This window comes from Pseudomonas sp. LBUM1653, from assembly GCF_059716115.1.
Map to the genome: position 1 here is coordinate 1166744 of NZ_CP166803.1, position 26141 is coordinate 1192884.

At 59.8% G+C, this 26141-nt stretch carries 23 protein-coding genes; 11 read left to right on the forward strand and 12 right to left on the reverse strand.

The features are described 5' to 3' along the window. The first annotated feature begins 267 nt into the window (after window positions 1-267). Entirely contained in the window at window positions 268-624 is a 357-nt protein-coding gene (locus ACA054_RS05225; RefSeq protein ID WP_497688477.1) for a hypothetical protein, read from the forward strand. 108 nt (window positions 625-732) lie between these two features. Here the strand turns inward: ACA054_RS05225 and ACA054_RS05230 are convergent, their stop codons facing one another. From ACA054_RS05230 to ACA054_RS05240, 3 genes are all read right to left on the reverse strand, one after another. Beyond that, entirely contained in the window at window positions 733-1554 is an 822-nt protein-coding gene (locus tag ACA054_RS05230; RefSeq protein ID WP_497688478.1) for a peptidoglycan DD-metalloendopeptidase family protein, read from the reverse strand. A 3-nt stretch (window positions 1555-1557) separates the two neighbouring features. Next, the gene (gene xseA / locus ACA054_RS05235; protein ID WP_497639860.1) at window positions 1558-2937 is read right to left on the reverse strand and encodes an exodeoxyribonuclease VII large subunit; all 1380 of its coding nucleotides are present in this window, start codon (window positions 2935-2937) and stop codon (window positions 1558-1560) included. A gap of 395 nt (window positions 2938-3332) precedes the next feature. Continuing rightward, window positions 3333-4391 (reverse strand): IS110 family RNA-guided transposase, encoded by a 1059-nt coding sequence (locus ACA054_RS05240; RefSeq protein WP_497690228.1) that lies wholly within the window; start codon window positions 4389-4391, stop codon window positions 3333-3335. 142 nt (window positions 4392-4533) lie between these two features. On the opposite strand from ACA054_RS05240, the gene ACA054_RS05245 reads away from it, so the two are divergent. Beyond that, window positions 4534-5298, forward strand: a complete 765-nt coding sequence (locus ACA054_RS05245) for a sulfite exporter TauE/SafE family protein (protein ID WP_497688479.1) — start codon at window positions 4534-4536, stop codon at window positions 5296-5298. Window positions 5299-5359: 61 nt separating this feature from the next. Next, entirely contained in the window at window positions 5360-5908 is a 549-nt protein-coding gene (locus tag ACA054_RS05250; RefSeq protein ID WP_497638110.1) for a sugar ABC transporter ATPase, read from the forward strand. A gap of 301 nt (window positions 5909-6209) precedes the next feature. Here the strand turns inward: ACA054_RS05250 and ACA054_RS05255 are convergent, their stop codons facing one another. After that, a complete protein-coding gene (locus ACA054_RS05255; RefSeq protein WP_497690246.1) occupies window positions 6210-7268 on the reverse strand; it encodes an IS110 family RNA-guided transposase in 1059 nt (352 codons plus the stop codon). Window positions 7269-7553: 285 nt separating this feature from the next. Between ACA054_RS05255 and guaB the strand changes: the two genes are divergently transcribed. Then, entirely contained in the window at window positions 7554-9023 is a 1470-nt protein-coding gene (guaB, locus tag ACA054_RS05260) for an IMP dehydrogenase (protein ID WP_497688480.1), read from the forward strand. A 99-nt stretch (window positions 9024-9122) separates the two neighbouring features. Then, a complete protein-coding gene (gene guaA / locus ACA054_RS05265; protein ID WP_497688481.1) occupies window positions 9123-10700 on the forward strand; it encodes a glutamine-hydrolyzing GMP synthase in 1578 nt (525 codons plus the stop codon). A 73-nt stretch (window positions 10701-10773) separates the two neighbouring features. Here the strand turns inward: guaA and ACA054_RS05270 are convergent, their stop codons facing one another. After that, window positions 10774-13857 (reverse strand): membrane-targeted effector domain-containing toxin, encoded by a 3084-nt coding sequence (locus tag ACA054_RS05270; protein ID WP_497688482.1) that lies wholly within the window; start codon window positions 13855-13857, stop codon window positions 10774-10776. A 206-nt stretch (window positions 13858-14063) separates the two neighbouring features. On the opposite strand from ACA054_RS05270, the gene ACA054_RS05275 reads away from it, so the two are divergent. After that, the gene (locus ACA054_RS05275; RefSeq protein WP_497688483.1) at window positions 14064-15440 is read left to right on the forward strand and encodes a multicopper oxidase family protein; all 1377 of its coding nucleotides are present in this window, start codon (window positions 14064-14066) and stop codon (window positions 15438-15440) included. Then, a complete protein-coding gene (gene tadA, locus ACA054_RS05280) occupies window positions 15440-15937 on the forward strand; it encodes a tRNA adenosine(34) deaminase TadA (RefSeq protein WP_497688484.1) in 498 nt (165 codons plus the stop codon). The genes ACA054_RS05275 and tadA overlap by 1 nt, the downstream gene beginning before the upstream one ends. A 134-nt stretch (window positions 15938-16071) precedes the next feature. On the opposite strand, the gene cmoB is transcribed toward tadA, so the two are convergent. From cmoB to ACA054_RS05315, 7 genes are all read right to left on the reverse strand, one after another. Further along, window positions 16072-17028 carry a tRNA 5-methoxyuridine(34)/uridine 5-oxyacetic acid(34) synthase CmoB gene (cmoB, locus tag ACA054_RS05285; protein ID WP_497688485.1) on the reverse strand — a complete coding sequence of 319 codons (957 nt, stop codon included), beginning with the start codon at window positions 17026-17028 and terminating at the stop codon, window positions 16072-16074. Beyond that, on the reverse strand, window positions 17025-17804 hold the full coding sequence (gene cmoA / locus ACA054_RS05290; RefSeq protein WP_497688486.1) for a carboxy-S-adenosyl-L-methionine synthase CmoA: 780 nt from the start codon (window positions 17802-17804) through the stop codon (window positions 17025-17027). The genes cmoB and cmoA overlap by 4 nt, the downstream gene beginning before the upstream one ends. A 155-nt stretch (window positions 17805-17959) precedes the next feature. Beyond that, on the reverse strand, window positions 17960-18595 hold the full coding sequence (locus tag ACA054_RS05295) for a lysoplasmalogenase (RefSeq protein WP_497688487.1): 636 nt from the start codon (window positions 18593-18595) through the stop codon (window positions 17960-17962). A 2-nt stretch (window positions 18596-18597) separates the two neighbouring features. Beyond that, window positions 18598-18990 (reverse strand): protease inhibitor I42 family protein, encoded by a 393-nt coding sequence (locus ACA054_RS05300; protein WP_497688488.1) that lies wholly within the window; start codon window positions 18988-18990, stop codon window positions 18598-18600. A gap of 216 nt (window positions 18991-19206) precedes the next feature. Beyond that, window positions 19207-21624: an endopeptidase La gene (gene lon, locus ACA054_RS05305; RefSeq protein WP_497688489.1), complete on the reverse strand. Its 2418-nt coding sequence runs from the start codon at window positions 21622-21624 to the stop codon at window positions 19207-19209. 184 nt (window positions 21625-21808) lie between these two features. Continuing rightward, window positions 21809-22312 (reverse strand): L,D-transpeptidase family protein, encoded by a 504-nt coding sequence (locus tag ACA054_RS05310; RefSeq protein WP_497688490.1) that lies wholly within the window; start codon window positions 22310-22312, stop codon window positions 21809-21811. A 125-nt stretch (window positions 22313-22437) separates the two neighbouring features. Further along, window positions 22438-22989, reverse strand: a complete 552-nt coding sequence (locus ACA054_RS05315; protein WP_497688491.1) for an NUDIX hydrolase — start codon at window positions 22987-22989, stop codon at window positions 22438-22440. A 146-nt stretch (window positions 22990-23135) separates the two neighbouring features. Between ACA054_RS05315 and ACA054_RS05320 the strand changes: the two genes are divergently transcribed. The 4 genes from ACA054_RS05320 to purT all read left to right on the forward strand — a co-directional run bounded on the left by ACA054_RS05320 (window position 23136) and on the right by purT (window position 26082). Continuing rightward, complete coding sequence (locus ACA054_RS05320; RefSeq protein ID WP_497688492.1) at window positions 23136-23735, forward strand: CoA pyrophosphatase; 600 nt, start codon at window positions 23136-23138, stop codon at window positions 23733-23735. Between the two features lie 55 nt (window positions 23736-23790). Continuing rightward, window positions 23791-24315, forward strand: a complete 525-nt coding sequence (locus tag ACA054_RS05325) for a gamma carbonic anhydrase family protein (RefSeq protein ID WP_212625688.1) — start codon at window positions 23791-23793, stop codon at window positions 24313-24315. Further along, window positions 24312-24527: a DUF1289 domain-containing protein gene (locus ACA054_RS05330; protein ID WP_497688493.1), complete on the forward strand. Its 216-nt coding sequence runs from the start codon at window positions 24312-24314 to the stop codon at window positions 24525-24527. The genes ACA054_RS05325 and ACA054_RS05330 overlap by 4 nt, the downstream gene beginning before the upstream one ends. 373 nt (window positions 24528-24900) lie before the next feature. Further along, the gene (purT, locus tag ACA054_RS05335) at window positions 24901-26082 is read left to right on the forward strand and encodes a formate-dependent phosphoribosylglycinamide formyltransferase (protein ID WP_497688494.1); all 1182 of its coding nucleotides are present in this window, start codon (window positions 24901-24903) and stop codon (window positions 26080-26082) included. The last annotated feature ends 59 nt before the right edge of the window (window positions 26083-26141 follow it).

Genomic DNA, 26141 nt, shown 5'->3' on the forward strand with positions numbered 1-26141 from the left:
TGCGGTGCTGACGAAGCTGAATGAGGGTGTGAGAGGTTTTCATGCCTTCAACCCTAACCGCGGGGGTGAAGGATGGCAAGCGGTCGAAAAAAATTGAGAGGAATCCTCTTTAGGGCATCTGTAACGAGATTTTATTGCTGAGAATCGTGATGATCTTGAGGTTGTTTGTGCAAGGTTTGAGCGATGCGCAATCGGCAGTTGGAGCGCCGCGTCCTCGCAGCGGGGCTATTCTTCTTTAAAGCCTCGACTGGCAAACAGGAGTCGGTGATGAACGAGTCCGATTGGAAACAGTATTGCGTATTGCGTCCGGTGGCCCATGAGCGGATGTGCGTCCGGATCATTACGGATGTCGAAAAGATCGTGCTGGACAAGAGTATTGCGCCCTACGAGCGGATCGAGGCCAGCGAGGACTTGTTGAAGGGCGGGCAAAAAGAACTGTATTGGGCGTTTGGCGTCTTCAGGTTTTCACGTCATGAGGCGCGCTCGCATCTGCTTGGGTTGTGCGCGCGCGAGTTGATCACGCCGGAGGAGTTGAGCTGGTTTTCAGTGGAGACTCAGGAGTGGGTCAAGCACTGTCTGGCGGACCGGGAAGTCCATGGGATAGAGGATCTGGAGGCGGAGTAGGTGGCGCCAGTGATGCCGTCTTCGCGAGCAGGCTCGCTCCCACAAGGATCACCGAAAACCTGTGGGAGCGAGCTTGCTCGCGATGAGGCCGGTGGCTATAACGCAAATTCAGGGTTGAAACGCGCCGATAAAAATCGCCGGATCCACCCGCGCATCATTCAGGCTGACGTTCCAATGCATATGCGGCCCGGTCGCCCGACCGGTCGCACCGACTTTACCAACCACTCCACCGCGAGCCAGCTGCTGCCCAACCTTCACATCAATCTTCGACATGTGGCAGAACATGCTGATGAAACCCTGGCCATGGTCGACAAACACCGTGTTGCCATTGAAGAAGTAGTTGCCGATCAAGATCACCTTGCCCGCCGCCGGGGTCTTGATCGGCGTACCTGCAGGCACGGCAAAATCCAGTCCCGAGTGAGGATTACGCTCTTCACCGTTGAAAAACCGGCGCACGCCGAACTTGCTCGACAGCGGTCCGTTGACCGGTTTGTCCAGCAGCAGGTTGCTTGGCGTATTCGGGCTGAAGGTGCGGTAGGCAGCGATCTGCTCGGCCAGCTCACGCTCGATGCGCTTGAGATTGTCCGGGTCAGGATTGACCTGCTGGGTGTTCTTGAGGGTGATGCGCTGTTCCGGGTATTTCTTGTTGCCGACGGTGAAACCCAGGCTGCGCCCATCGCTGCTGATGGACTGCGCGCCCGGCTTGACCGTCAGCGGCACGCCGACAATCGCCAGCCAGTTGTTCTGTTCCTTGACCACCAGCAGCGGTTTGCCCTGGTAACTGGCTTTCGGCGCTTGCGCGGAACTGCCCAGGTCGACCACCGCCACGCCGCCCGGCACCGGTTTGTTCAACAGGCGGGTGATGTAACTGTCGGCGTGGGCGTTGAAGGTCAAGCACAGTAACAGCAGCGGAGCAAAAAAACGCGGCATGGATCAATCCAGTAGAGAGAGGGTGACAGGCGTCAGGTGATTGTCTTCGACCCGCACCTGCAGTTCGCCTTCACCCAATTTGGCCTTCAGGCGCTGGCCAGTATGGGTCTGTGCGGCGTTGCGGATCGCGTTGCCACGCTCGTCGAGCAGAATGCTGTAGCCACGTCCGAGGGTTGCCAGGGGGCTGACCACGTGCAGTGTTTGCATCTGGCTCTGCAGTTGCATACGACGGCTTTTCAGGCCCTCGCGGATGGCGCGGGGCAAGCGTTCGGCGAGGCTGTCGAGACGCTGGCGCAGCATCGCCAATTGACGGCCTGGATGTTGCCCGGCCAAGCGGGTTTCCAGGCGGATCAGCCGTTCGCGACGGGTGTTGAGGCTGCGTTCGAAGGCGCGACGCATGCGCATGTCCAGATCATCCAGGCGTTGCGCTTGCTGGCGCAGGCGTTCGCCGGGATGTCGCAGGCGGCGAGAGATACCTTCCAGGCGCAGCCGATCACGCATCAGGCGATCGCGCATGCGCATCACCAGGCGCCGATGCAGGCTTTCGACCCGACGTACAAGGTCGCTGGAATCCGGTGCCAGCAGTTCGGCGGCGGCCGATGGCGTGGGCGCGCGGACGTCGGCGACGAAGTCACTGATGGATACATCGGTTTCATGGCCGACGGCGCTGACGATCGGCGTCACGCAGGCATCCACCGCGCGCGCCACGGCTTCTTCGTTGAAGCACCAGAGGTCTTCCAGCGAACCGCCACCGCGGGCCAGGATCAGCGCGTCGAAACCACGGGCATCCGCCAGTTTCAGGGCGCGGACAATCTGCGCAGTGGCTTCGCGGCCCTGCACGGCGGTGGGGATCAGGGTCAGTTGCACCTGCGGCGCGCGGCGGCGGAACACGCTGATGATGTCGCGGATGACCGCACCGGTGGGCGAGCTGATGATGCCGATGCGCTGCGGATGTGCCGGGAGCGGCACTTTGCGCTCGGCGCTGAACAGGCCTTCGGCGCTGAGTTTTTCCTTCAAGGCATCGAAAGCCAGGCGCAACGCCCCATCACCGGCCGGCTCCACGGTATCTAGGATCAGTTGGTAGTCGCCGCGGCCCTCGAACAACGAGACCTTGCCGCGTACCTTGACCGCCAGGCCATCCTTCAACGCTTGGCGCACGCGCGCGGCGTTTTGCCGGAACAGCGCGCATCGCACCTGGGCACCGCTGTCCTTGAGGGTGAAATACACGTGGCCCGACGCCGGCCGGGCGAGGTTGGAGATTTCGCCTTCGACCCAGATGTTGCTGAAAACGTCTTCAAGCAACACCCGCGCGCGGCCGTTGAGCTGGCTGACGGTCAGGACTTCGCGGTCCAGGCCGAGTCTTGCAAAGGGATCTTTAATCATGGGGCGCATGATAAAGGCAATGCACGCCACCTGACACCCCGCACACTTGTAGGAGCTGCCGAAGGCTGCGATCTTCTGATCTTCAGCGGCTCTGGCATCGCCGCAAATCAAGATCAAAAGATCGCAGCCTGCGGCAGCTCCTATGTATGGACTCGCCCCCACTGTCTACCCGCTTTTGAAAAACTGTCGCCCCGTTGCATCTATGTATTAGGCCTATTCGTGGAAGCCGTCTTCGGCCTCTGGCCAAAATTGGAAGAGCTCGTGGTATGCCGATTACAGTCAGGCCTCGAAGGCCAGTAGGAGCTTAGGCATCAATCCACGCCGGTCTTACCTGGGGTCAATTTTTTTCAGCAAAGGGTCAGACAGTCAGTACCTCGGTGGCAGAACTCTGTCGCTCAGTGGCTCATCGTCGCTTGCTGACCATCACCAGCATGGCGACGATAAGACTGGTCATTCTGTAGAAGCACCCAGACGATTCGCAGGTTGCGGTTGGCTAGCCTGATCGCAGCCTCCTTACGGCCCAGTCGGCTCATCCACCGCAACAAGCGGCGGTCATCGGGTTGCTGGGAATCAGGTCGTAGTTGTTGCAGCACCGCATGGGCTCCCTGGATCATCAGGCTGCGTAAATAAACATCACCTCGCTTGGTCATGTCCCCCAGCCGGACCGTCTGCCCGCTACTGTGCTGGTCAGGTACCATGCCAAAGTACGCGGCAAACTTGCGGGCATTGGGAAATCGCTCAGGCTTGCTTTCCTTGGCCACCAGTGCCGTGGCAGTGACTGGGCCGATGCCGCGCACAGTCATCAGTCGCTTCGCCGTCATGTCGGCGTTGGCGGCCACTTCCAGGCGTCCCGTCAGCACGCTGATGCGCTCGCCCAAATGGCGCCACTCGGCCAACAGTTCGTGGATCAGTTCACGCAGCAGGCCCGGCACCGGCTGGGTGGCATCTTCCAGTACCCGCGGAATTTTCTGACTGATCGCAACATCGCCCTGCGCCAAGGCCACGCCGTGCTCGAGCAGCAGGCCGCGCATCTGATTGCTTACCGCTGTGCGTCGACGCACATAGCCCTGACGGGCGCGATGCAGCGCTTGCATTGCCAGCGCCGCAACGCTTTTGACCGGTACCGCGCAGATTTTTTCATCGCGACCCGCCCGCAGAATCGCCAGCGCATCGTTGCGATCATTTTTAGGCCCGCTGCGGTGTGTGGCCACCAAACCGGCTGGAAGAATCCGCGCCAGATTGCCTTTGTCTTGCAGCTGCCGGGCCCAGGCTTGAGCACCCGGACCGGTCTCCATCAAAATCACGACATGAGGCGGCAACTGCTGGAGAAACTCATAAAACGCCTCACGCGACTTGATCCGCTGCTCGTAGCGCACTTGGCCAAGGACATCTTCACCGGCGACCTGAAAGACCTGCTTGGCCAGATCGACCGCCAAAGTTGTGCAGGCCGACAAATCGGAAGAAGACAGGGATTGATCAATCGAACTATGATTTTTCATGGACTCGCCCTCGCTGTCGTTGGCTGTTTAGACTGCCATCGTGGCGCATTGACGCCTCGGCTGGGGCGAGTCCATCCAATTACAGGGATGAATACAAATGTTGGTTGATTTGTTCGGTCAATGGAATTTTGGCACGGTGGATTGGCTGGTAATCGGGCTGGGCATCGCCCTGGCCTACATCGTGTTCGGCATTGCAGGCTTTGGCACGGCGCTGGTGGCCGGCCCGATCTTGATCCTGTTCATGCCGCTGTCGAAGATCGTGCCCTTGCTGGTGTTGCTGGATTTTGTCGCGGCATTCGGCAATCTGTTGCCCTCACGGCGTGATGTAGCCAAGCCTGAGCTGCTGCGATTACTGCCCTGCATGGCCGTGGGTTGCACGCTGGGTGTGATCTTCCTGTTGAACCTCAAGTCCGATCTGTTACTGCTGTTGATGGGGCTGTTTATCACTGCGTATGCCATCTACAGCCTGTGGATCAAAACCCGTCCGGCGCAATTGTCTGCCGCCTGGGCGTTGCCGATGGGCACCGTGGGCGGGATGTTCGGGGCGTTGTTTGGCAGTGGCGGCTTTCTATATGCGATCTATTTGAACAGCCGCTTGCCCAAGGAGGCGGCTAGAGCGACCCAGAGTGCGCTGATCAGTTGCAGCACGGTGGTGCGTTTGAGCCTGTTCATTGTCGCGGGTGTCTATGCCGAGCTACCCTTGTTGGTGCTGGCGCTGTGTTTGCTGCCGGCCATGGTACTGGGCCTGTGGATCGGTCGACGGTTGACCATGAAGTTGTCGCGCGAGGCGTTTGTCCGGCTGGTGACCTGGCTGGTCCTGGCCAGCGGTATCGCCTTGATCGGGCGTTACTTGAGTACTTGACCTCTGGAGCCTGGGGCTTAAGCTGCCGGGCTTCTTTCAAAGCGTTGCAGCAGGCCGCCCCATGAATTCCCAAAGCATCATTGTCCCGAAAATTTCCACACTGCCGGTGCATGAACCACGGGCCCGGGCGATCGTGCGTTGGCTGGTGCGCAAGAACATCATCAACGAAGAGCTGACCACCTGTGGCCGCACCGGAAATCGCATGGCCCACGCCATCGCCGATGGCGCCCGGGCAGTGGTCCTGCACCCGCAAGCCCTACCGTTCGGTGAGCCGATCAATGGCCTGGAGATCGTCACCAAGCGCTGCATTTATACGCCGGCCAAGGGATTTCTTGGCGAGGCCGGTTGTGCCGAGTGTCGCAAGGAAATCGGTGAAGCGCTGTTTGAAAGCCTCGAAGACTGGATGCCGGGGCGTACCGATAACTTCACCTGCCCCGAATGCGGGCATGAAGACGACATCAACGGCTTTCTGTACTTGCAGGAGTGCGGCTTTTCCAACCTGGGCTTCATCTTCAACAACTGGGCCGAGGCGGGGTTCAAGCAAAGCTTTATCGATGAGTTTGCCGATTGGCTGGATCAGCCGGTGAGTTGGGTGAAAGTGGAGTTGTGAAACGGCTGATGGACCGCGTTATCGTTCTTCGCTGGCAAGCCAGCTCCTATGTATGGACTCGCCCCCACTGTCTACCCGCTTTTGAAAAACTGTCGCCCCGTTGCATCTATGTATTAGGCCTATTCGTGGAAGCCGTCTTCGGCCTCTGGCCAAAATTGGAAGAGCTCGTGGTATGCCGATTACAGTCAGGCCTCGAAGGCCAGTAGGAGCTTAGGCATCAATCCACGCCGGTCTTACCTGGGGTCAATTTTTTTCAGCAAAGGGTCAGACAGTCAGTACCTCGGTGGCAGAACTCTGTCGCTCAGTGGCTCATCGTCGCTTGCTGACCATCACCAGCATGGCGACGATAAGACTGGTCATTCTGTAGAAGCACCCAGACGATTCGCAGGTTGCGGTTGGCTAGCCTGATCGCAGCCTCCTTACGGCCCAGTCGGCTCATCCACCGCAACAAGCGGCGGTCATCGGGTTGCTGGGAATCAGGTCGTAGTTGTTGCAGCACCGCATGGGCTCCCTGGATCATCAGGCTGCGTAAATAAACATCACCTCGCTTGGTCATGTCCCCCAGCCGGACCGTCTGCCCGCTACTGTGCTGGTCAGGTACCATGCCAAAGTACGCGGCAAACTTGCGGGCATTGGGAAATCGTTCAGGCTTGGTTTCCTTGGCCACCAGTGCCGTGGCAGTGACTGGGCCGATGCCGCGCACGGTCATCAGTCGCTTCGCCGTCATGTCGGCGTTGGCGGCCACTTCCAGGCGTCCCGTCAGCACGCTGATGCGCTCGCCCAAATGGCGCCACTCGGCCAACAGTTCGTCGATCAGTTCACGCAGCAGGCCCGGCACCGGCTGGGTGGCATCTTCCAGTACCCGCGGAATTTTCTGACTGATCGCAACATCGCCCTGCGCCAAGGCCACGCCATGCTCGAGCAGCAGGCCGCGCATCTGATTGCTTACCGCTGTGCGTCGACGCACATAGCCCTGACGGGCGCGATGCAGCGCTTGCATTGCCAGCGCCGCAACGCTTTTAACCGGTACCGCGCAGATTTTTTCATCGCGACCCGCCCGCAGAATCGCCAGCGCATCGTTGCGATCATTTTTAGGCCCGCTGCGGTGTGTGGCCACCAAACCGGCTGGAAGAATCCGCGCCAGATTGCCTTTGTCTTGCAGTTGCCGGGCCCAGGCTTGAGCCCCCGGACCGGTCTCCATCAAAACCACGAAATGAGGCGGCAACTGTTGGAGAAACTCATAAAACGCCTCACGCGACTTGATCCGCTGCTCATAGCGCACCTGGCCGAGGGCATCTTCACCAGCGACCTGAAAGACCTGTTTGGCCAGATCGACCGCCAAAGTTGTGCAGGCCGACAAATCGGAAGAAGACAGGGATTGATCAATCGAACTATTATTTTTCATGGACTCGCCCTCGCTGTCGTTGGCTGTTTAGACTGCCATCGTGGCGCATTGACGCCTCGGCTGGGGCGAGTCCATCCAATTACAGATTTGGCGCAATCCTGTAGGAGCTGGCTTGCCAGCGAAGCTCTTCAAATCTCCCGTCGATCACCGCATCGATAATAGACAGAGTTTTACATTGAACCCGAGGGGGTGTCTGACTATAATGGCGCGCTTCCATTTTCCCGCTCGGGAGCCCCCGCGATGCTGCGTATCAGCCAAGAAGCTCTGACATTCGACGACATTCTCCTAGTGCCCGGTTATTCCGAGGTGCTTCCTAACGAAGTCAGTCTCAAGACCCGCCTTACCCGTGGCATCGAGCTGAATATTCCACTGGTTTCCGCCGCCATGGACACCGTCACTGAAGCCCGTCTGGCAATCGCCATGGCTCAGGAAGGTGGTATCGGCATCATCCACAAGAACATGACCATCGAGCAGCAAGCTGCCGAAGTCCGCAAGGTCAAGCGTTACGAAGCCGGCGTGGTCAAGGACCCGATCACTATCGAGGCCGACGCCACGGTTCGTGAACTGTTCGAACTGACCCGCCAGCACAACATCTCCGGCGTTCCGGTTTTGCACAATGGCGACCTGGTCGGCATCGTCACTTCCCGTGACGTGCGTTTCGAAAACCGTCTGGAAGCCACTGTCCGTGAAGTGATGACGCCTAAAGAGCGCCTGGTCACGGTCAAGGAAGGCGCCGACAAGAACGACGTTCGCGAGCTGCTGCACAAGCACCGCATCGAGCGCGTTCTGATCGTTGACGACAAGTTCGCCCTCAAAGGCATGATGACCGTCAACGACATCGAAAAAGCCAAGGCTTACCCGCTGGCCAGCAAGGACGATCAAGGTCGCCTGCGCGTTGGCGCTGCCGTCGGTACCGGTAAAGACACCGGTGACCGCGTCGCGGCCCTGGTCAATGCCGGCGTTGACGTGGTGGTGGTCGACACCGCTCACGGTCACTCCAAAGGCGTGATCGACCGCGTTCGCTGGGTGAAAGATAATTTCCCTGAAGTGCAGGTGATCGGCGGCAACATCGCCACCGGCGCAGCAGCCAAGGCCCTGGCCGAAGCTGGCGCTGACGCAGTCAAGGTCGGTATCGGCCCTGGCTCGATCTGCACCACCCGTATCGTCGCCGGTGTCGGCGTCCCGCAAATCAGTGCCATCGCCAACGTCGCCGCTGCCCTTGAAGGCACTGGCGTGCCGTTGATCGCCGACGGCGGCATCCGTTTCTCCGGTGACCTGTCCAAGGCCATCGTAGCCGGTGCCTCCTGCGTGATGATGGGCTCGATGTTCGCCGGTACCGAAGAAGCGCCGGGCGAGATCGAACTGTTCCAGGGCCGTTCGTACAAGGCTTATCGCGGCATGGGTTCGCTGGGCGCCATGTCCCAGGCTCAAGGTTCCTCCGACCGTTACTTCCAGGACTCCTCGGCAGGCGCCGAGAAGCTGGTTCCGGAGGGGATCGAAGGGCGTGTGCCATACAAGGGCACCCTGAGCGCCATCATCCATCAACTGATGGGCGGCCTGCGTTCTTCCATGGGCTACACCGGTAGCGCCAACATCGAAGAGATGCGTACCAAGCCTGAGTTCGTGCGGATCACCGGCGCTGGCATGGCCGAGTCCCACGTTCACGACGTGCAGATCACCAAGGAAGCGCCAAACTACCGCGTAGGTTGAGCCTTCAAGTAAAAAGTTAAGCAACCGGGGCTGTATTATTCAGCCCCGAGTTGTTTCTGAATCACGACTGTTTCTGAATGACTTAGACGAGACTGAATCATGGCCCTCGATATTCACGCCCACCGCATCCTGATCCTCGACTTCGGTTCCCAGTACACCCAGCTGATCGCCCGCCGCGTGCGTGAAATCGGCGTGTACTGCGAACTGCACCCGTTCGACATGGATGACGAAGCGATTCGCGAATTCGCGCCAAAAGGGATCATCCTCGCCGGCGGCCCCGAGTCCGTACACGTCGCCGACAGCCCGCGCGCACCGCAAGCGGTGTGGGACCTGGGCGTGCCGGTCTTCGGTATCTGCTACGGCATGCAGACCATGGCCGAGCAACTGGGCGGCAAGGTTGAAGGTTCCGAACTGCGTGAGTTCGGTTATGCCCGCGTTGACGTGGTCGGCAAGAGCCGCCTGCTCGACGGCATCGAAGACCACATCGACGCCGATGGCCTGTTCGGCCTCGACGTGTGGATGAGCCATGGTGACAAGGTCACCCGCATGCCGGAAGACTTCCACATCCTGGCCAGCACCCCGAGCTGCCCGATCGCTGGCATGTTCAGCGATGAGCGTCGCTACTACGGCGTGCAGTTCCACCCGGAAGTGACCCACACCAAGCAGGGCGGTCGCATCCTGTCGCGTTTCATCCTCGACATCTGCGAGTGCGAAGCGCTGTGGACTCCATCGAAAATCGCTGAAGACGCCATCGCCCAGGTTCGCGCCCAGGTCGGCACCGACAACGTACTGCTCGGCCTGTCCGGCGGTGTTGACTCCTCCGTGGTTGCCGCGCTGCTGCACAAGGCGATTGGCGATCAACTGACCTGTGTGTTCGTCGACAACGGCCTGCTGCGCCTGCACGAAGGCGAGCAAGTGATGGCCATGTTCGCCGAGAACATGGGCGTCAAGGTGATCCGCGCCAACGCTGAGGAGCAGTTCCTCAACAACCTGGCTGGCGAAAGCGATCCAGAGAAGAAGCGCAAGATCATCGGTCGTACCTTCATCGACGTCTTCGATGCCCAGTCCAACAAACTGGACAACATCAAGTACCTCGCCCAGGGCACCATCTACCCGGACGTGATCGAGTCGGCTGGCGCGAAAAGCGGCAAGGCTCACGTGATCAAGTCGCACCACAACGTGGGCGGCCTGCCGGAAGAAATGAACCTCAAGCTGGTTGAACCCCTGCGTGAGCTGTTCAAGGACGAAGTCCGTCGTCTGGGCCTGGAACTGGGCCTGCCGTACGACATGGTCTACCGTCACCCGTTCCCGGGTCCGGGCCTGGGCGTGCGTATCCTCGGTGAAGTGAAGAAGGAATACGCCGACCTGCTGCGTCGCGCCGACCATATCTTCATCGAAGAACTGCGTAAAGCTGACTGGTACCACAAGGTCAGCCAGGCGTTCGTGGTGTTCCAGCCGGTGAAATCGGTTGGCGTGGTTGGCGATGGCCGTCGTTACGCCTGGGTCGTGGCCCTGCGTGCCGTGGAAACCATCGACTTCATGACCGCGCGTTGGGCGCACCTGCCTTACGAACTGCTGGAAACCGTCAGCGGCCGCATCATCAATGAAATCGAAGGCATCTCCCGCGTCACCTACGACGTGTCGAGCAAGCCGCCAGCGACGATCGAGTGGGAATGATCCCGGTCTGACTGATCGCCTGTAGCACCAAAAAGGCCCCGAGAACGCGAGTTCACGGGGCCTTTTTTATTCATCAGGCAGCAAAAGCCGGCAGGCGTCCTTCCAGCGTCAGGCCCATGCGGTTGAGTGCGTGGGCAAGGCTGATCAGATTCGCGTAGGTGACCTGATGCACAGCGGCCCAGGCAGGGCGGTTGATCTGAAAGCCGCCATTCATTGTTCGCTCGATCATCGTGTGCACAATCTGGTTGTTGCGGCTGCGATGAATCAGCGTCAGGGTTTCATCTGACCTTTCGATGGTGAACATGCCCTGGCGGAACAGGAGCTGATTGAGCTGTTTGGGCGTTCTTTGCACAGCCTGTGTCGGCATCTGCAGGCTGATGTCGGCATACAGGGTGTCGAAGTTACCGCGCATCTGGGTGCCGATTCCTGCAACGTCACTGCCTACTTCGATGCCATTATCCATGTCCAGATGCAAAGGCTGCTCGGGGCCCACTTCCTCGATGCGCAAACCAATGCCACCTTCCGTTTCGCTGATGCCGGCCAATCCCCTGAATGTGTTGATATTTTCCTGGTCGGTGAGCACCACCCATTTTCCGCCGCCGTTGCTGGCTTGAGTGGCTTGCATGATGGTATGGGTGAGGTAGGTCTTGACGGATTGCCGTGAAATGGCGCGGAAGTTCGTGTCCGTGTAGCGATAACTCGCCAGGCAATCAGTGGCCTTGATTCGAATACCGTTCTGTTGGGCCGTTTTGACGACCTCCAGCGGCGTGAACTGACCCGCAGGATCGCCTGGCAGCTTTTTCAGGTACTTATCCAGCATGCCATCCATCTTCCCGGTTTCGGCGAAGTTGTTCAGGTCGATTTGACTGTAGTCGTTGAGCAGACGATGCATGTAGATCGTCTTGACGCCTTGCTTGGCCAGCGTCGGCATGTTTTCGATCAGGAACCGCATACTGGCAACGCGATCCTGGCTTTCACCGACCACCAGCCCCGGTGCTGCATCGAATATCTTCTCGATGAGTTCGGTAACCGTCGTGGATGGCGTGATCACGGGCTGGACCGGCCGGGGAGGCAGCGAGGTGAAAAAGTCTTTGGGCATCTGGAATCCGGTTGCTTCCCTGACCAGTACCGTGCGACGTCCGGCGACAAATTCCTCGAAAGGAGAGACTCCTCTTATGCCTCCATGAGGCGTGGTGACGATTTTTATATGGGTTTCCGGTTCTCCCAAAGCCAGGAAGTTCAACGAGCGACCGTTGGGGGCATCGTATCGGGTCAAGTGCGTTAGATCTTTCACTTTGGGCAGTACTGGAGCCGTGGGCTGCGATGTTCCGGGAACAGGCTCGCTGGGGCCGGTGGGCCGCGAGTGTCCGGGAACAGGCTTGCTGAGGCCTTTGCCGCCGCCGGTCAGGCGTAGTTTCGGCGCCAGCTGCCATTCACCCTCGGCATTCAGGCGTACCGGAATCGACCCCGTAAAGGCATCAGGGTTTTCCGGGTCGATGATGGCCCAGATGCCGCCGCCGTTGACGTCAGCCTCGTAACGTACGTAGTAAGCCTGTTCGTTGATCAGGATGGCGTTGGGAGGGTTTGAGTCCAGGGTGTAGATACCCTGGTATTTCCCGCTGGTGGCCATGGGGTAGCTTTCGAGGATTTCATTGCTTTGCCAGTGCTCTGGCACTTCAATAGCATCCCCGGTCTCGTCGGGCAGGGTCGGTAATACATCAGGTTGCCTAGGACCCTCCTCTGATTCATCGGTCGCGCGCGGTTCTGCGGATTCTTCCGGGTCGACCGTCTTTTCCAGATCCGCCGTCTCGGCCGCTTCAGCCGCTTCAGCCGCAGCCCCGGCTTCGTCCAAAACACTGACCTCCTTGAGCAGCGGAATATTGAACAGTACGTTGATGCCATCGAGCACCGCGCCGATGACGCCTGCCTTGCGTTCCGCCGCCGTTCTACCATTGACCGCCTTGTCGATGTTCAGACCCATCGCGGCGATGCTGGCCCCGATCACGGGCAAGGCGATGGGCCAGCCGAGAACCGCCAGTGGGCCGAAGACCTTCAGGCCGACAGTCAGATAACCCAGCCACAGGTGTTCGCGCATCTGCCCATTGGTCACCAGGGTAAGATTGGCTTCTTCCAGCATCGCGCCTTGCACGGCCCGGCTCTGCCAAGTGAACACGTCGCCGCTGACGGTGATGTTTTTCTGATTGATCAGGTGGTGATCGTATTTGCCCCAGGTGCCGACCAGCTGGTTCATCAGCGGGGTGATGTTGTCGTGGACCTCCTTGCGCACCGACAGCGGGAAATGGGTCATGAATTCGCTGCGAGCTTGCTCTTCGTTCATCTGCAGCAGCACCCACCAGTGCATGTCCGTGGCAGTCGGGTGCACGTGGAAAGGTGTGGCTGCGCCAGGGACGTAGGTGATCTGCCGACCATTGCGGTCGACGATGCGCAGGATGTCGGTGGCGACATACCCGCAAACATCCAGCGCGCAGACTCGCAGATCTGCAGGCACGGTGTTCTGCGCCTGCAGTGTCGCCAGGGTGATAGGCCAGATCGTGTCGCCGACGGCGGCCCTGACGACGGTCTGGAAATCTTCTTCCCCCAGCTGCCCGCTCTCGCACGCCTCTATGGCTTTACTGAGGTAGTTACACTTGGCCAGGGCCCGATAGTCATCGAAATGCGTGGCCCAGAATGCATTGAATTTGGTCAGGTAGTGGTCACTGAGGTTGAGCTCCCACAGGTCGGCGAGAACCTTGCTGGGGTACATCCGCACTTCATTGGTTTCGTTGTAGATGCTGGCATTGGCATCTGCGGTGTAGAACCCGCCATTGCTGTTCAGTTCGAGGGCGTCGTCCTGATCGGTCACGCGAAACCGATGTATGACCAGTTGCGTCAGCGTGAAGGATTCACAGGGTTTGGGGGCGTGTTCCCAGCCCAGGAAAGTCTTGTTGCTGCTGGCGGTGACGTTGTCGAACCGATGCCACCAGACCTGGTCGGGGTCGTGGCCGGTGATGCCGTGTTTTTTCAGGATCTCACTGGCGACGGCATGGGCTTCTTCCTGAAGGCCGGGGCAGGCGGTCACGACGACGGGCGCAATAAGTTTGAGCTGTTCCCGGTCGGCGGCGTTGCTTGATGCGGGGGTGTTTTGTTCAGTGGACATGCTCTCGCTCCTTGAGAAATAGGCAGCGATGATTGCCCGTTTCCATGCCGGCCGTGCACTACATATATACGCATGGATAAACGGTCAGCGCGGATCAGACTGTGACCAGTCGCCGCGCCGCCCTTACTGTTTCTCAACCGCAGGTGTATCGTATTCGCCTTTTCAGGCCTGTGGGCCTGTCGCTGATACGTGAGGTAGTTGAGTTCATGTCCTTTACCCGTCGCCAAGTCCTCGGTGGCCTGGCTGGTCTTGTTGTCGTTGGCGTGGGAGCAGGAGGCGCGTCGCGTTACTGGCTGGGCAAGATGGCCGACGCTGATGCGGGCCACGACTATGAGCTGATTGCGGCGCCGCTGGACATCGAACTGGTGGCCGGGCACAAAACCGAAGCCTGGGCGTTCGGTCCGTCGGCGCCGGGTACCGAATTGCGTGTGCGCCAGGGCGAATGGCTGCGGGTGCGCTTCATCAATCATCTGCCGGTGGCAACCACCATTCACTGGCACGGCATCCGCCTGCCGCTGGAAATGGACGGTGTGCCTTACGTGTCGCAGTTGCCGGTATTGCCCGGTGAATACTTCGATTACAAATTCCGCGTGCCGGATGCCGGCAGCTACTGGTATCACCCGCACGTGAGCAGCAGCGAAGAACTTGGGCGCGGGCTGGTCGGCCCGCTGATCGTCGAGGAGCGCGAGCCGACCGGTTTCAAGTATGAGAAAACCTTGAGCTTGAAGAACTGGCATGTCGATGAGCAGGGCGCTTTTGTCGACTTCAGCATTCCTCGCGAAGCAGCCCGAGGCGGTACGGCGGGGCGTCTGTCGACGATCAACGGTGTTCCGCAAGCGGTAATCGACTTGCCCGCCGGGCAGATCACTCGCGTGCGTCTGCTCAACCTCGATAACACGCTGACCTATCGCCTCAACATTCCGGGCGTCGAAGCGCAGATCTATGCGCTGGACGGCAACCCCGTCGAACCGCGCCCGCTGGGCAAAGAGTACTGGCTCGGCCCGGGTATGCGTATTTGTCTGGCGATAAAGGCACCGCCGGCGGGTGAAGAGTTATCCCTGCGCAACGGCCCGGTTCGTTTGGGCACGTTCCGCTCCGTGGCCAACACCGACGCGCCCACTGCATGGCCTGCGGCACTGCCCGCCAACCCGGTAGCGGAACCGGACCTGGCCAATGCCGAGAAACTCAACTTCAATTTCGAATGGGTCGGCTCGGTGTCGGTCAACGTCGACAACGGCAAGCCGCCAAGCCTGTGGCAGATCAACGGCAAGGCCTGGGACATCACCGACAAGACCTGCGCCGACCGCCCGATTGCCAAGCTGGAAAAGGGCAAAAGCTACATTTTTGAATTGAAGAACATGACTCAATATCAGCATCCGATTCACTTGCATGGCATGAGCTTCAAAGTCATCGCCTCGAACCGGCACAAGGTCATCCCGTATTTCACTGACACGTATTTGTTGGGCAAGAACGAGCGTGCGCAAGTGGCGCTGGTGGCGGATAACCCTGGGGTGTGGATGTTCCATTGCCATGTGATCGATCACATGGAAACCGGCCTGATGGCCGCCATCGAGGTGGCGTGATGCGTCAGATTCGTCCCGCCGCAATCATCGACCGCAGCCGTGATCGTGACTACATGCGCGAAGCCCTGGCGCTGGCTGCACAAGGCGCAGCGCTAGGCGAAGTGCCGGTGGGCGCGGTGCTGGTGCAGGACGGTGAAATCATCGGCCGTGGTTTCAATTGCCCGATCAGCGGCAGCGATCCGAGTGCTCATGCCGAGATGGTCGCCATCCGTGCCGCCGCTCAAGCCGTCAGCAACTATCGCCTGCCGGGCAGTACGCTGTATGTGACGCTGGAACCGTGCAGCATGTGCGCAGGCTTGATCGTGCATTCGCGGATTGCGCGGGTGGTGTATGGCGCGCTGGAGCCCAAGGCCGGGATTGTGCAGAGTCAGGGGCAGTTTTTTACCCAGGGCTTTTTGAATCACCGGGTGTTGTATGAGGGCGGGGTGTTGGCGGAGGAGTGTGGGGCGGTGCTCAGCGAATTCTTCAAGGCCCGGCGAGCCAAACCTGCAGACTAAACACCTAGCCTTTGTGGGAGCGAGCCTGCTCGCGAAGACGGTTTAACATTCAACAGAGATGCTGACTGAGCTACCGCATTCGCGAGCAGGCTCGCTCCCACAAGGAGATCTCCGGTGATTTGGAGATCGGGTTTTTACTTGCGAGCAACAATGACAGCCCGCATCGGCGCTGGCAGCCCTTCAATGGTTTTGCTGTGATCTTCGGGATCGAGGAAGTCGCTCAGCGACTGATACTTCATCCATTCCGTGCCGCGCTGTTCCTCGACCGTGGTCACGCTCACGTCCACGCATTTCACATCGGTGAATCCGGCGCGCCGCAACCACAACTCCAGGGCCGGCACCGACGGCAGGAACCACACGTTACGCATCTGCGCATAGCGATCCTCCGGCACCAGCACCTGATGTTTGTCGCCTTCGACCACCAGGGTTTCGAGCACCAGTTCACCACCCTTGACCAGGCAATCCTTCAGCGCCAGTAAATGCTCGATCGGCGAGCGACGGTGGTAGAACACGCCCATGGAAAACACGGTGTCGAAGCCCTCGAGGTTCGGCGGCAGGTCTTCGAAAGGGAATGGCAGGTGCCAGGCATTCGGCTCGGACAGGTAACGCTGAACCGCTTGGAACTGACAGAAGAACAACCAGTTCGGATCGACACCGATCACGCTGTCCGCACCGGCACCCAGCATGCGCCACATGTAGTACCCGTTACCGCAGCCAACATCGAGGATGCGTTTGCCCTTCAGGTTCAGGTGCGGGGCAACGCGCGACCACTTCCAGTCCGATCGCCATTCGGTGTCCACATGCACGCCGAACAGATCGAACGGACCTTTGCGCCACGGCGACAAGCCCATCAGCGCGGTGCGCATCTGCGCCCGAGTAGCGTCGTCGCAATCGGTGTCCAGCTTCAAACCGTTCAACAAGTCGACTTCGCTCGGCTGGATCTTTGGCAGGGCGTCCAGTGCGCTTTGCCAGCGCTCGAGGTCGCCATGGCCTTTTTCCATTTTCTTGTCGAGTTGCGCTTGCAGAGTGTTGGCCCATTCGGCCAGCGGTGTTCCGGCCAGGCGGCGGGCGAGGGGAGACAGATCAATCATGGCAAGGCAATCAACGAGGCAAAGTTAAGACACTGAAACCACGGCACGACTTTCGAGAACCCGGCGGCCAACAGGCGTTCGCGGTGTTCTTCGAGGCTGTCGGGCTTCATGACGTTTTCGATGGCGCTGCGCTTCTGGGCGATTTCCAGTTCGCTATAGCCGTTGGCGCGCTTGAAGGCGACGTGCAGGTCGGTGAGCAGCGCATGCTCCTGTTCGTCTTCAAAGCGCAGTTTTTCCGAGAGAATCAGTGCACCACCGGGCAACAGGGACTGGTGGATGCGCGACAGCAACGCCGTACGCTGATCCTGAGCAATGAATTGCAGGGTGAAGTTCAGCGCCACCACCGAGGCGGGTTTGAATTCGAGGGCGAGGATGTCGCCTTCGATCACTTCCACCGGTAGCAACTCCTGGAACATCGAGTCCTGGCCGTTCAGATACTCACGGCATCGCTCGACCATCGCCGCGGAGTTATCCACAGCGATAACGCGACAACCGTCGGTGCGCACATGTCGACGCAGCGCCTGAGTCACAGCGCCCAGGGACGAGCCGAGGTCGTAGAGCACACTGTTGGGCTGGGCGAATTGCGCGGCGAGCACACCGAGGTTTTCGACGATGGTCGGGTAACCCGGCACCGAGCGCTTGATCATGTCCGGGAACACCCGCACCACATCCTCGTTAAAGGCGAAGTCAGGCACCTGGGCCAAAGGCTGGGCGAAAAGGCGATCGGATTCTTTGCTCACGGCGGTTCCGGCGGTATCGGTGGAAAAGGCCGGCATTTTAGCCAAGTTGGCGCGGGGATGCGCGGGTTGTCTGATAAACCGGCGGGACAGGCCTCGGAACCTTCGCTGTCAGTGATATTGCTATCGCGAGCAAGCTCGCTCCCACAGGTTGATCACCGTCCTCTGTGGGAGCGAGCCTGCTCGCGATGGGATCAGCGCGGTTTCTGATCGAACGCCGATGCCGTGATGCCCCATTGCCCCAGCCAGTAACTGAGGATAATCACATAGGCCGCAGCCTCGAACGGCAACACAAATCGACTGATACCAATCACGCTATCGGAAAACACAAACGCCACGGCCCCGGCTGCGGCAAGCAGCGCTGAACGCTTGGGCACGTCGGTGCCGAGTCGAGCCAGCGCACGCCAGAGCATGGCGCTGATTGCCAGGCCATAGACGATCACCGGAATCAGCAATGGCCCCAGTCCATGGGCAATCAGTATCCCCAGCAGCACCGCGCCGACGCCGAGGGCCAGGATCAGTGGCAACACGGCCAACCGTCTGCAGTCAGTCAAATAAGCTTTCAGATAGGCCAGATGGGCGACGAGGAACGCCCCGAGGCCGAACACAAACAAATCCCCCGGCCATGCCAGCAACACGTCGCCGAGCAGGGAGAAAATCAATCCAAGACTGATCCAGCGCCGATACTCGCCGGGTGGTGCATCGTGCAGCCAGCCGAGCAGGGCCAGGACGGGCAGCGGCTTGACCAGCAGGCAAAGCAGCGCTGCGTGCACGCTCAGGCCATAGAGAAAAGTCACTGCGCCCATCAGCGCCAGAACCAGCCAGCCCACGGTCAGTTGACCGAAATGGCGCAGTCGAAGGCATCCACCGGCAGCACTTCCGGTGCCCAAGGTTGTTGCGAGGTCAGGCGTAAACGTCCCGCGCCAGTGGCGAACGCCTGGAATCGCCAGGTCGAAACACCGGCAGCACCCACAACGCCAGCATCTTCGGGATTGCTATAGACCTCTGGGCTGAGCGCGCGCAACACGCCACCGGCCGAATCCTGGATCGACCAGCGGTAACCCGTGGTCGGATTGCTCGGCAGGGTCAGGATCAGGTTTTGCCCACTGGTGAGCTTCACCGGGCATTCGCTTTGTTTTTCCACGGTCACGTTGTGCGCAGGTTGCGTGGCGCATGCGGCCAGCAAGGCGAGTGCGAGGGGGACAAACAGGCGAGTAGGGGACATAGGCTCAGCGGCTCCGGCGTTCACGACGAACGGCGAGCATAACTGAAGATGAGACAAAGTGTGACAGCCACCGAAGGAGGGCGGTGACAGGGCTGAAGCCATCGCGGGCAAGCCTGCTTCCACAGGGGCCTTGGTGAACACCAAATTTATGTTCACGCATTTCACTGTGGGAGCGGGCTTGCCCGCGATGGCACCCTCGCGGGCGCTACATCATTGTCAGAACAACACCTTCGCCACATCCGCAAAACGCTTGGCAAAGTGCACGGTAATCCCTTCCTTCAAGTAATCCGGTAGTTCTTCAAAGCTCCCACGGTTAGGCTCCGGCAAAATCAACTCAAAGATCTTCTGCCGCCGCGCCGCAATCACCTTCTCACGCACCCCGCCAATCGGCAGTACATGCCCGGTCAGCGTCAGTTCCCCGGTCATGGCCACGCCTTTTTTCGGCGGCTGGTTGCGCGCCAGCGAAAGCAAGGCACTGGCCATGGTCACACCGGCGCTCGGGCCGTCTTTCGGGGTGGCGCCTTCCGGTACGTGCAAGTGCACGAACGCTTCGTCGAAGAATTTCGGATCACCGCCAAACGACTTCAGATTGGAGCTGACGTAGCTATAGGCAATTTCTGCGGACTCTTTCATCACATCGCCCAATTGCCCGGTGAGCTTGAAACCGCGATTGAGGGTATGAATGCGCGTGGCTTCGATCGGCAGGGTCGCACCGCCCATGCTGGTCCAGGCTAAACCTGTGATCACACCCGTCCCTGACAGCACTTGCTCATTTCGGAACACCGGCTTGCCCAACGACGATTCGAGGTCCTTCGGTCCAATTTTGATCACCGCTTCTGGATCTTCAAGCAGCTTCACCACGGCTTTGCGCACCAGTTTGCCGAGGTTTTTCTCCAACTGGCGGACCCCGGCTTCACGGGCATAGCCGTCGATCAGCGCTTTGAGGGCGGTGTCGCTGACGCTCAGACTGCCTTTGGATACCCCGGCCTTCTCAAGCTGTTTCGGCCACAGGTGGCGTTTGGCGATGGCGACTTTTTCTTCGGTGATGTAACCCGACAGGCGGATCACTTCCATCCGGTCCAGCAAGGGGCCGGGAATCGAATCCAGGGTGTTGGCGGTGCAGATGAACAGGACCTTCGACAGGTCCATGCGCAGGTCGAGGTAGTGGTCGAGGAATTCGACGTTCTGTTCCGGATCGAGGGTTTCCAGCAGCGCCGAGGCCGGGTCACCCTGATAGCTTTGGCCCATCTTGTCGATTTCGTCGAGCATGATCACCGGGTTCATCACTTCGACGTCTTTCAACGCTTGCACGAGTTTGCCCGGCATCGCACCAATGTAGGTACGTCGGTGGCCCTTGATTTCGGCTTCGTCACGCATGCCGCCTAGGCTGAAGCGGTAGAACGGTCGGCCGAGGGATTCGGCGATGGATTTGCCGACGCTGGTTTTACCCACGCCCGGCGGCCCCACCAGCAGCACGATGGAACCGCTGATTTCGCCCTTGTAGGCACCAACCGCGAGAAATTCGAGGATGCGGTCCTTGATGTCGTCAAGGCCGGCATGGTGGTTGTCCAGTACTTTGCGCGCGTGTTTGAGATCGAGTTTGTCCTCGCCGAACACGCCCCACGGCACCGATGTCGCCCAGTCGAGGTAGTTGCGAGTGACCGCGTACTCCGGCGAACCGGTCTCGAGGATCGACAACTTGTTCATCTCTTCTTCGATGCGCTTCTGCGCCTGCGACGGCAGCACCTTGCCGGTCAGGCGTTGCTCGAATTGTTCGATGTCGGCGCTGCGGTCGTCCTTGGTCAGCCCCAGCTCCTGCTGGATGACCTTGAGTTGTTCCTTGAGGAAGAATTCGCGCTGATGCTCGCCGATCTTGCGGTTCACTTCGGCGGAAATCTCTTTTTGCAGGCGCGCGACCTCGACCTCCTTGCGCAGCATCGGCAGGACTTTTTCCATGCGCTTGAGCATGGGCACGCAGTCGAGCACTTCCTGCAGTTCGCTGCCGGTCGCCGAAGTCAGTGCGGCGGCAAAGTCGGTCAACGGCGATGGATCGTTGGGGCTGAAGCGGTTGAGGTAGTTCTTCAGCTCTTCGCTGTACAGCGGGTTGAGCGGCAGCAGTTCCTTGATCGCATTGATCAGCGCCATCCCGTAGGCCTTGACCTCGTCGGTCGGCTCGGTGGGTTGGTGCGGGTATTCGACTTCCACCAGGTACGGCGGGCGATGGTGCTTGAGCCAGGTCTTGAGGCGCACACGGGTCAGGCCTTGGGCGACGAATTGCAATTTGCCGTTTTCGCGACTGGCGTGGTGCACCTTGACCAGGGTGCCGTACAGCGGCAGGGCCGAGGTATCAAAATGGCGCGGGTCTTCCTGGGGGGAGTCCATGTAGAACAGGGCCAGGGAGTGATGCTCGGATTTGGCGACCAGGTCGAGGGTTTCAGCCCAGGGTTCTTCATTGACGATGACCGGCAGGACCTGGGCCGGGAAGAAGGGGCGGTTGTGAATCGGAATGATGTAGACCTTGTCCGGCAGGTTCTGGCCGGGCAGGGCGAGACCCTTGCCTGGGGCGTGGTGTTCGGCGTTTTCCGGGTCGGCGTATTCGCTAGGGTCTTCGGGGAAGGCTTGCTGGTCGCTCATGGGGCACCTGCGCAATGGGGTATGGGTCTTAGATGGGGCAGGCCTTTGGTGGTTTCAATGGGGGAGGGGATATTCGGGGAGCGTTCAGGATCTGGACAGGTCCTGGACATCTGCCTGTTGCAGGCATGGCGCGCAGGGCAAACCGGGCAGCGTTCCCACGGCATGGGAACGCCCATCCGGCATATTAAGGGCGAATCTCGATCATCGTGCCGTCCGGCACCATGTTCCAGATTTCGCGCATGTCCATGTTGCGCATGGCAATACAGCCGTCGGTCCAGTCCAGGGTGTGGAACAGGTGCTCGGGGTTTTCTTCGGTGTCCGGGGTGCCATGGATCATGATCATGCCACCGGGATCTACACCTTCACGTCGTGAGCGGGCGGAATCACTGATGTTCGGGTAGGAAATGTGCATCGCCAGGTTGAAGCGGTCGCTGACCTTGCGCCAGTCGATCCAGTAGAAACCTTCTGGCGTGCGTTTGTCGCCTTCCATCAGCTTCGTCCCCTTGGGCCGTTTACCCAGGGAAATGCGATAGGTCTTGAACGGCTTGCCGTCATTGATCAACTGCAATTGATGGGCAGACTTGAGAACCAGGACTTTCTCGATGACCTTGCCGTCCGGGGGCTCCATGGCAGTAGCCTGGGACACCGTGACGAACGACAAGCAGAACAGGGCAAGCAACCAGCGCATTGAAACGATTCCCCAGGAGGTGTCGCGACTATATATATATTTATAGGTGTTTTTGCAGGCGCTGCCGAAGGTTCGGGCCGTGTTCGGACGATCGTTGTGCGCCTGGCGATGATACCAAGATGACATCAACTGATGACAGGCTGAACCAGCGGCGGGATCGATTCGGACCGCACGGGGTAGATCTCGGTCCGTCGATCAGCGAAGAAGCATTCTAAGGTACGGCCCACCGTGCGGAAAGCCAGCTCGTCCCAAGGGATGTCGGCTTCGTCGAATAGTTGCACTTCCAGGCTCTCGGGACCTGCGGCAAAATCCAGGTCCGCCAGCTCGGCGCGGAAGAATACATGCACCTGGCTGATGTGCGGCACATCGATCAGCGTATAGATGCTCAGGTTGCGCACCCGGGCGCAGGCTTCCTCGGCGGTCTCGCGAATGGCCGCCTGCTCGATGGTTTCACCGTTTTCCATGAAGCCAGCGGGCAGGGTCCAATAGCCACGGCGCGGCTCGATGGCGCGGCGGCACAATAGCACCTGGGTGCCCCAGGTCGCCACGCAACCGGCGACGATGTTGGGGTTCTGGTAGTGAATGGCGTGACAGCTGTCGCAGACAAAACGCAGGCGTGAATCGCCCTCGGGAATGCGTTGGGTCACCGGGTTGCCGCACTGACTGCAAAATTTCATGCTTGGGTTCCTGAATGCTGGGCCTATCTTGGCGTGCGGCGGTGGCTGTCGGCAAGTTGTCGTTTCGCGACATGCCACTGTCCGGGGGGTTGGGCGACCGAAGCGATTGGTGCATGATGCAGGTAAGGCACTGATCGAGAACACTCATGCTGGACGAGCTACTGCATCGGGTAAGTCACCACACACCGAGTACGTTGGAGACCGACCGACGTTTCCCCGAGGCCGCCGTCCTGGTGCCGATTACCCGCAGTGACGAGCCGGAGTTGGTCTTGACCCTGCGCGCCAGCGGGCTCTCGACCCATGGTGGCGAAGTCGCCTTCCCCGGTGGTCGACGCGACCCCGAAGACCCCGACCTGATTTTTACCGCCCTGCGCGAAGCCGAAGAAGAGATCGGCCTGCCACCGGGCCTGGTCGAAGTGATCGGCCCGCTGAGCCCGTTGATCTCCCTGCACGGCATCAAGGTCACGCCTTATGTCGGGGTGATTCCGGATTTCGTCGAATACCGGGCCAACGATGCCGAGATCGCTGCCGTGTTCAGTGTGCCCCTGGAGTTCTTCCGCAAGGACCCGCGTGAGCATACCCATCGCATCGATTACCAGGGGCGTAGTTGGTACGTGCCGAGTTATCGCTATGGCGAATTCAAGATCTGGGGCCTGACGGCGATCATGATCGTCGAGTTGATCAATCTGCTCTATGACGCGAAAATCAGCCTGCACTTACCGCCCAAAAGTTTTATCAATACCTGAAGCCATCACTCGAATGGCCTGAACACGCCGCTGCCTGAGCCTTGAGGACAACAAGATGAAATACCGCCTGGGCGACGCCCGTGTCGAGACCCACCCACAGAGCTGGGTCGCTCCCAATGCCGTGCTGGTGGGCAAGGTCAAACTGGAAGAGGGCGCCAACGTCTGGTTCAACGCCGTGCTCCGGGGCGACAACGAGCTGATCCTGATCGGCAAGAACAGCAACGTCCAGGATGGCACCGTGATGCATACCGACATGGGTTACCCGCTCACCATCGGTACCGGCGTGACCATCGGCCACAACGCCATGCTGCACGGCTGCACCGTGGGTGACTACAGCCTGATCGGTATCAATGCGGTGATCCTCAATGGCGCGAAAATCGGCAAGAACTGCATCATCGGCGCCAATTCGTTGATCGGCGAAGGCAAGGAGATACCCGACGGTTCGCTGGTCATGGGCTCACCCGGCAAGGTGGTGCGCGAGCTGACCGAACAGCAGAAAAAGATGCTGGAAGCCAGCGCCGCTCACTATGTGCATAACGCCCAGCGTTATGCACGCGATCTGGCTGAGCAGGAACAATGACTGCGACCGAACGACCAGTGCCATCGCCCTGCGTGAACATTTGCGCACTGGACGACGATGACATTTGCACGGGCTGTCAGCGCACGGTCGAGGAGATTACCCGCTGGAGCCGCATGACCAACGAAGAGCGCCGCACGGTGCTGGGGTTGTGCCATGAGCGGGCCAAGGCCAGTGGGTTGGTGTGGATGATCGGCAAGACGCCCGGTCAGTAAGGTAATGCTTTTCATTTAAGTGTGGGGCCCTTGTGGCGAGGGGATTTATCCCCGCTCGGCTGCGAAGCAGTCGTAAAACCAAACAACTCAGTCAGTCTGAATGAACGCAGGGGGGGCGCTTCGCGACCCAACGGGGATAAATCCCCTCGCCACAAATGTGCGGCCCGCGCCTAAGTGAACAGCATTACGGTCAGTAAGGGGATTTTGTGTTTGGCTGGAATTCGCCGGCGTCACGCCGTATGGCTGATCACGGCCTGGCGCTTGCGCAAGCTGAAGCCAAACCCTGCGGTTCATGTAAAATGCCGCGCTTTCTCCCCATGGGAAGCGCGCCAGGCGCCGCATCCCTCGATGATCCGCTTCTTGAGGACTTGAGATGACCCGTATCGGAACTCCATTGTCGCCCACCGCGACCCGCGTATTGATGTGTGGCTGTGGCGAACTGGGCAAGGAAGTGGTGATCGAGCTGCAACGCCTGGGCGTTGAAGTGATTGCCGTGGATCGCTACGCCAATGCGCCGGCCATGCAGGTGGCGCATCGCAGCCACGTGATCAACATGCTCGATGGTGCGGCCCTGCGCGCGGTGATCGAAGCCGAGCAGCCGCACTTCATCGTGCCGGAAATCGAAGCTATTGCCACCGCGACCCTGGTGGATCTGGAGTCCGAAGGCTTCACCGTGATCCCCACCGCGCGAGCTGCACAGCTGACCATGAACCGCGAAGGCATCCGTCGCCTGGCCGCCGAAGAGCTGGACCTGCCGACTTCGCCTTACCACTTCGCCGACACCTTCGAGGACTACAGCAAGGCCGTCGAGGATCTCGGTTTCCCGTGCGTGGTCAAGCCGGTCATGAGCTCGTCGGGCAAGGGGCAGAGCCTGCTGCGCAGCGTCGATGACGTGAAGACTGCCTGGGATTACGCCCAAGAAGGCGGGCGTGCCGGTAAAGGCCGGGTGATCATCGAAGGTTTTATCGATTTCGATTATGAAATTACCCTGCTGACCGTGCGTCACGTCGGCGGCACCACCTTTTGCGCGCCGGTCGGCCATCGCCAGGAGAAGGGCGACTACCAGGAAAGCTGGCAGCCGCAGGCCATGAGCCCGGTCGCCCTGGCTGAATCCGAGCGCGTGGCCAAGGCGGTTACCGAGGCTTTGGGTGGCCGTGGCCTGTTTGGCGTCGAGCTGTTCATCAAAGGTGATCAGGTGTGGTTCAGCGAAGTGTCGCCGCGTCCGCACGACACCGGTCTGGTGACCCTGATTTCACAGGACCTGTCGCAATTCGCCCTGCATGCACGGGCGATCCTCGGTTTGCCGATCCCGTTGATCCGTCAGTTCGGACCATCGGCCTCTGCCGTCATTCTGGTGGAAGGCCAGTCGACCCAGACCGCTTTCGCCAACCTGGGCGCGGCGTTGAGCGAGCCGGATACGGCGTTGCGTCTGTTTGGCAAGCCTGAAGTGAATGGCCAGCGCCGGATGGGTGTGGCATTGGCTCGCGATGAGTCGATCGAAGCGGCTCGGGCGAAGGCGACCCGTGCTGCTCAGGCTGTCGTGGTAGAGCTCTAAACCGAGTCGGAGCCATTCGCGAGCAGGCTCGCTCCCACATTGGATCACCAGAACCATGT

What these genes read in the sequence shown, in the direction of transcription:
- ACA054_RS05245 (WP_497688479.1), top strand. Translation starts at nt 4,534, where the DNA reads ATGTTGGTTGATTTGTTCGGTCAATGGAATTTTGGCACGGTGGATTGG.
- lon (WP_497688489.1), bottom strand. Translation starts at nt 21,624, where the DNA reads ATGAGCGACCAGCAAGCCTTCCCCGAAGACCCTAGCGAATACGCCGAC.
- guaB (WP_497688480.1), top strand. Translation starts at nt 7,554, where the DNA reads ATGCTGCGTATCAGCCAAGAAGCTCTGACATTCGACGACATTCTCCTA.
- ACA054_RS05275 (WP_497688483.1), top strand. Translation starts at nt 14,064, where the DNA reads ATGTCCTTTACCCGTCGCCAAGTCCTCGGTGGCCTGGCTGGTCTTGTT.
- ACA054_RS05225 (WP_497688477.1), top strand. Translation starts at nt 268, where the DNA reads ATGAACGAGTCCGATTGGAAACAGTATTGCGTATTGCGTCCGGTGGCC.
- ACA054_RS05310 (WP_497688490.1), bottom strand. Translation starts at nt 22,312, where the DNA reads ATGCGCTGGTTGCTTGCCCTGTTCTGCTTGTCGTTCGTCACGGTGTCC.
- guaA (WP_497688481.1), top strand. Translation starts at nt 9,123, where the DNA reads ATGGCCCTCGATATTCACGCCCACCGCATCCTGATCCTCGACTTCGGT.
- ACA054_RS05325 (WP_212625688.1), top strand. Translation starts at nt 23,791, where the DNA reads ATGAAATACCGCCTGGGCGACGCCCGTGTCGAGACCCACCCACAGAGC.
- ACA054_RS05300 (WP_497688488.1), bottom strand. Translation starts at nt 18,990, where the DNA reads ATGTCCCCTACTCGCCTGTTTGTCCCCCTCGCACTCGCCTTGCTGGCC.
- ACA054_RS05270 (WP_497688482.1), bottom strand. Translation starts at nt 13,857, where the DNA reads ATGTCCACTGAACAAAACACCCCCGCATCAAGCAACGCCGCCGACCGG.
- cmoA (WP_497688486.1), bottom strand. Translation starts at nt 17,804, where the DNA reads ATGCCGGCCTTTTCCACCGATACCGCCGGAACCGCCGTGAGCAAAGAA.
- tadA (WP_497688484.1), top strand. Translation starts at nt 15,440, where the DNA reads ATGCGTCAGATTCGTCCCGCCGCAATCATCGACCGCAGCCGTGATCGT.
- ACA054_RS05320 (WP_497688492.1), top strand. Translation starts at nt 23,136, where the DNA reads ATGCTGGACGAGCTACTGCATCGGGTAAGTCACCACACACCGAGTACG.
- ACA054_RS05250 (WP_497638110.1), top strand. Translation starts at nt 5,360, where the DNA reads ATGAATTCCCAAAGCATCATTGTCCCGAAAATTTCCACACTGCCGGTG.
- ACA054_RS05315 (WP_497688491.1), bottom strand. Translation starts at nt 22,989, where the DNA reads ATGAAATTTTGCAGTCAGTGCGGCAACCCGGTGACCCAACGCATTCCC.
- ACA054_RS05230 (WP_497688478.1), bottom strand. Translation starts at nt 1,554, where the DNA reads ATGCCGCGTTTTTTTGCTCCGCTGCTGTTACTGTGCTTGACCTTCAAC.
- cmoB (WP_497688485.1), bottom strand. Translation starts at nt 17,028, where the DNA reads ATGATTGATCTGTCTCCCCTCGCCCGCCGCCTGGCCGGAACACCGCTG.
- ACA054_RS05330 (WP_497688493.1), top strand. Translation starts at nt 24,312, where the DNA reads ATGACTGCGACCGAACGACCAGTGCCATCGCCCTGCGTGAACATTTGC.
- purT (WP_497688494.1), top strand. Translation starts at nt 24,901, where the DNA reads ATGACCCGTATCGGAACTCCATTGTCGCCCACCGCGACCCGCGTATTG.
- xseA (WP_497639860.1), bottom strand. Translation starts at nt 2,937, where the DNA reads ATGATTAAAGATCCCTTTGCAAGACTCGGCCTGGACCGCGAAGTCCTG.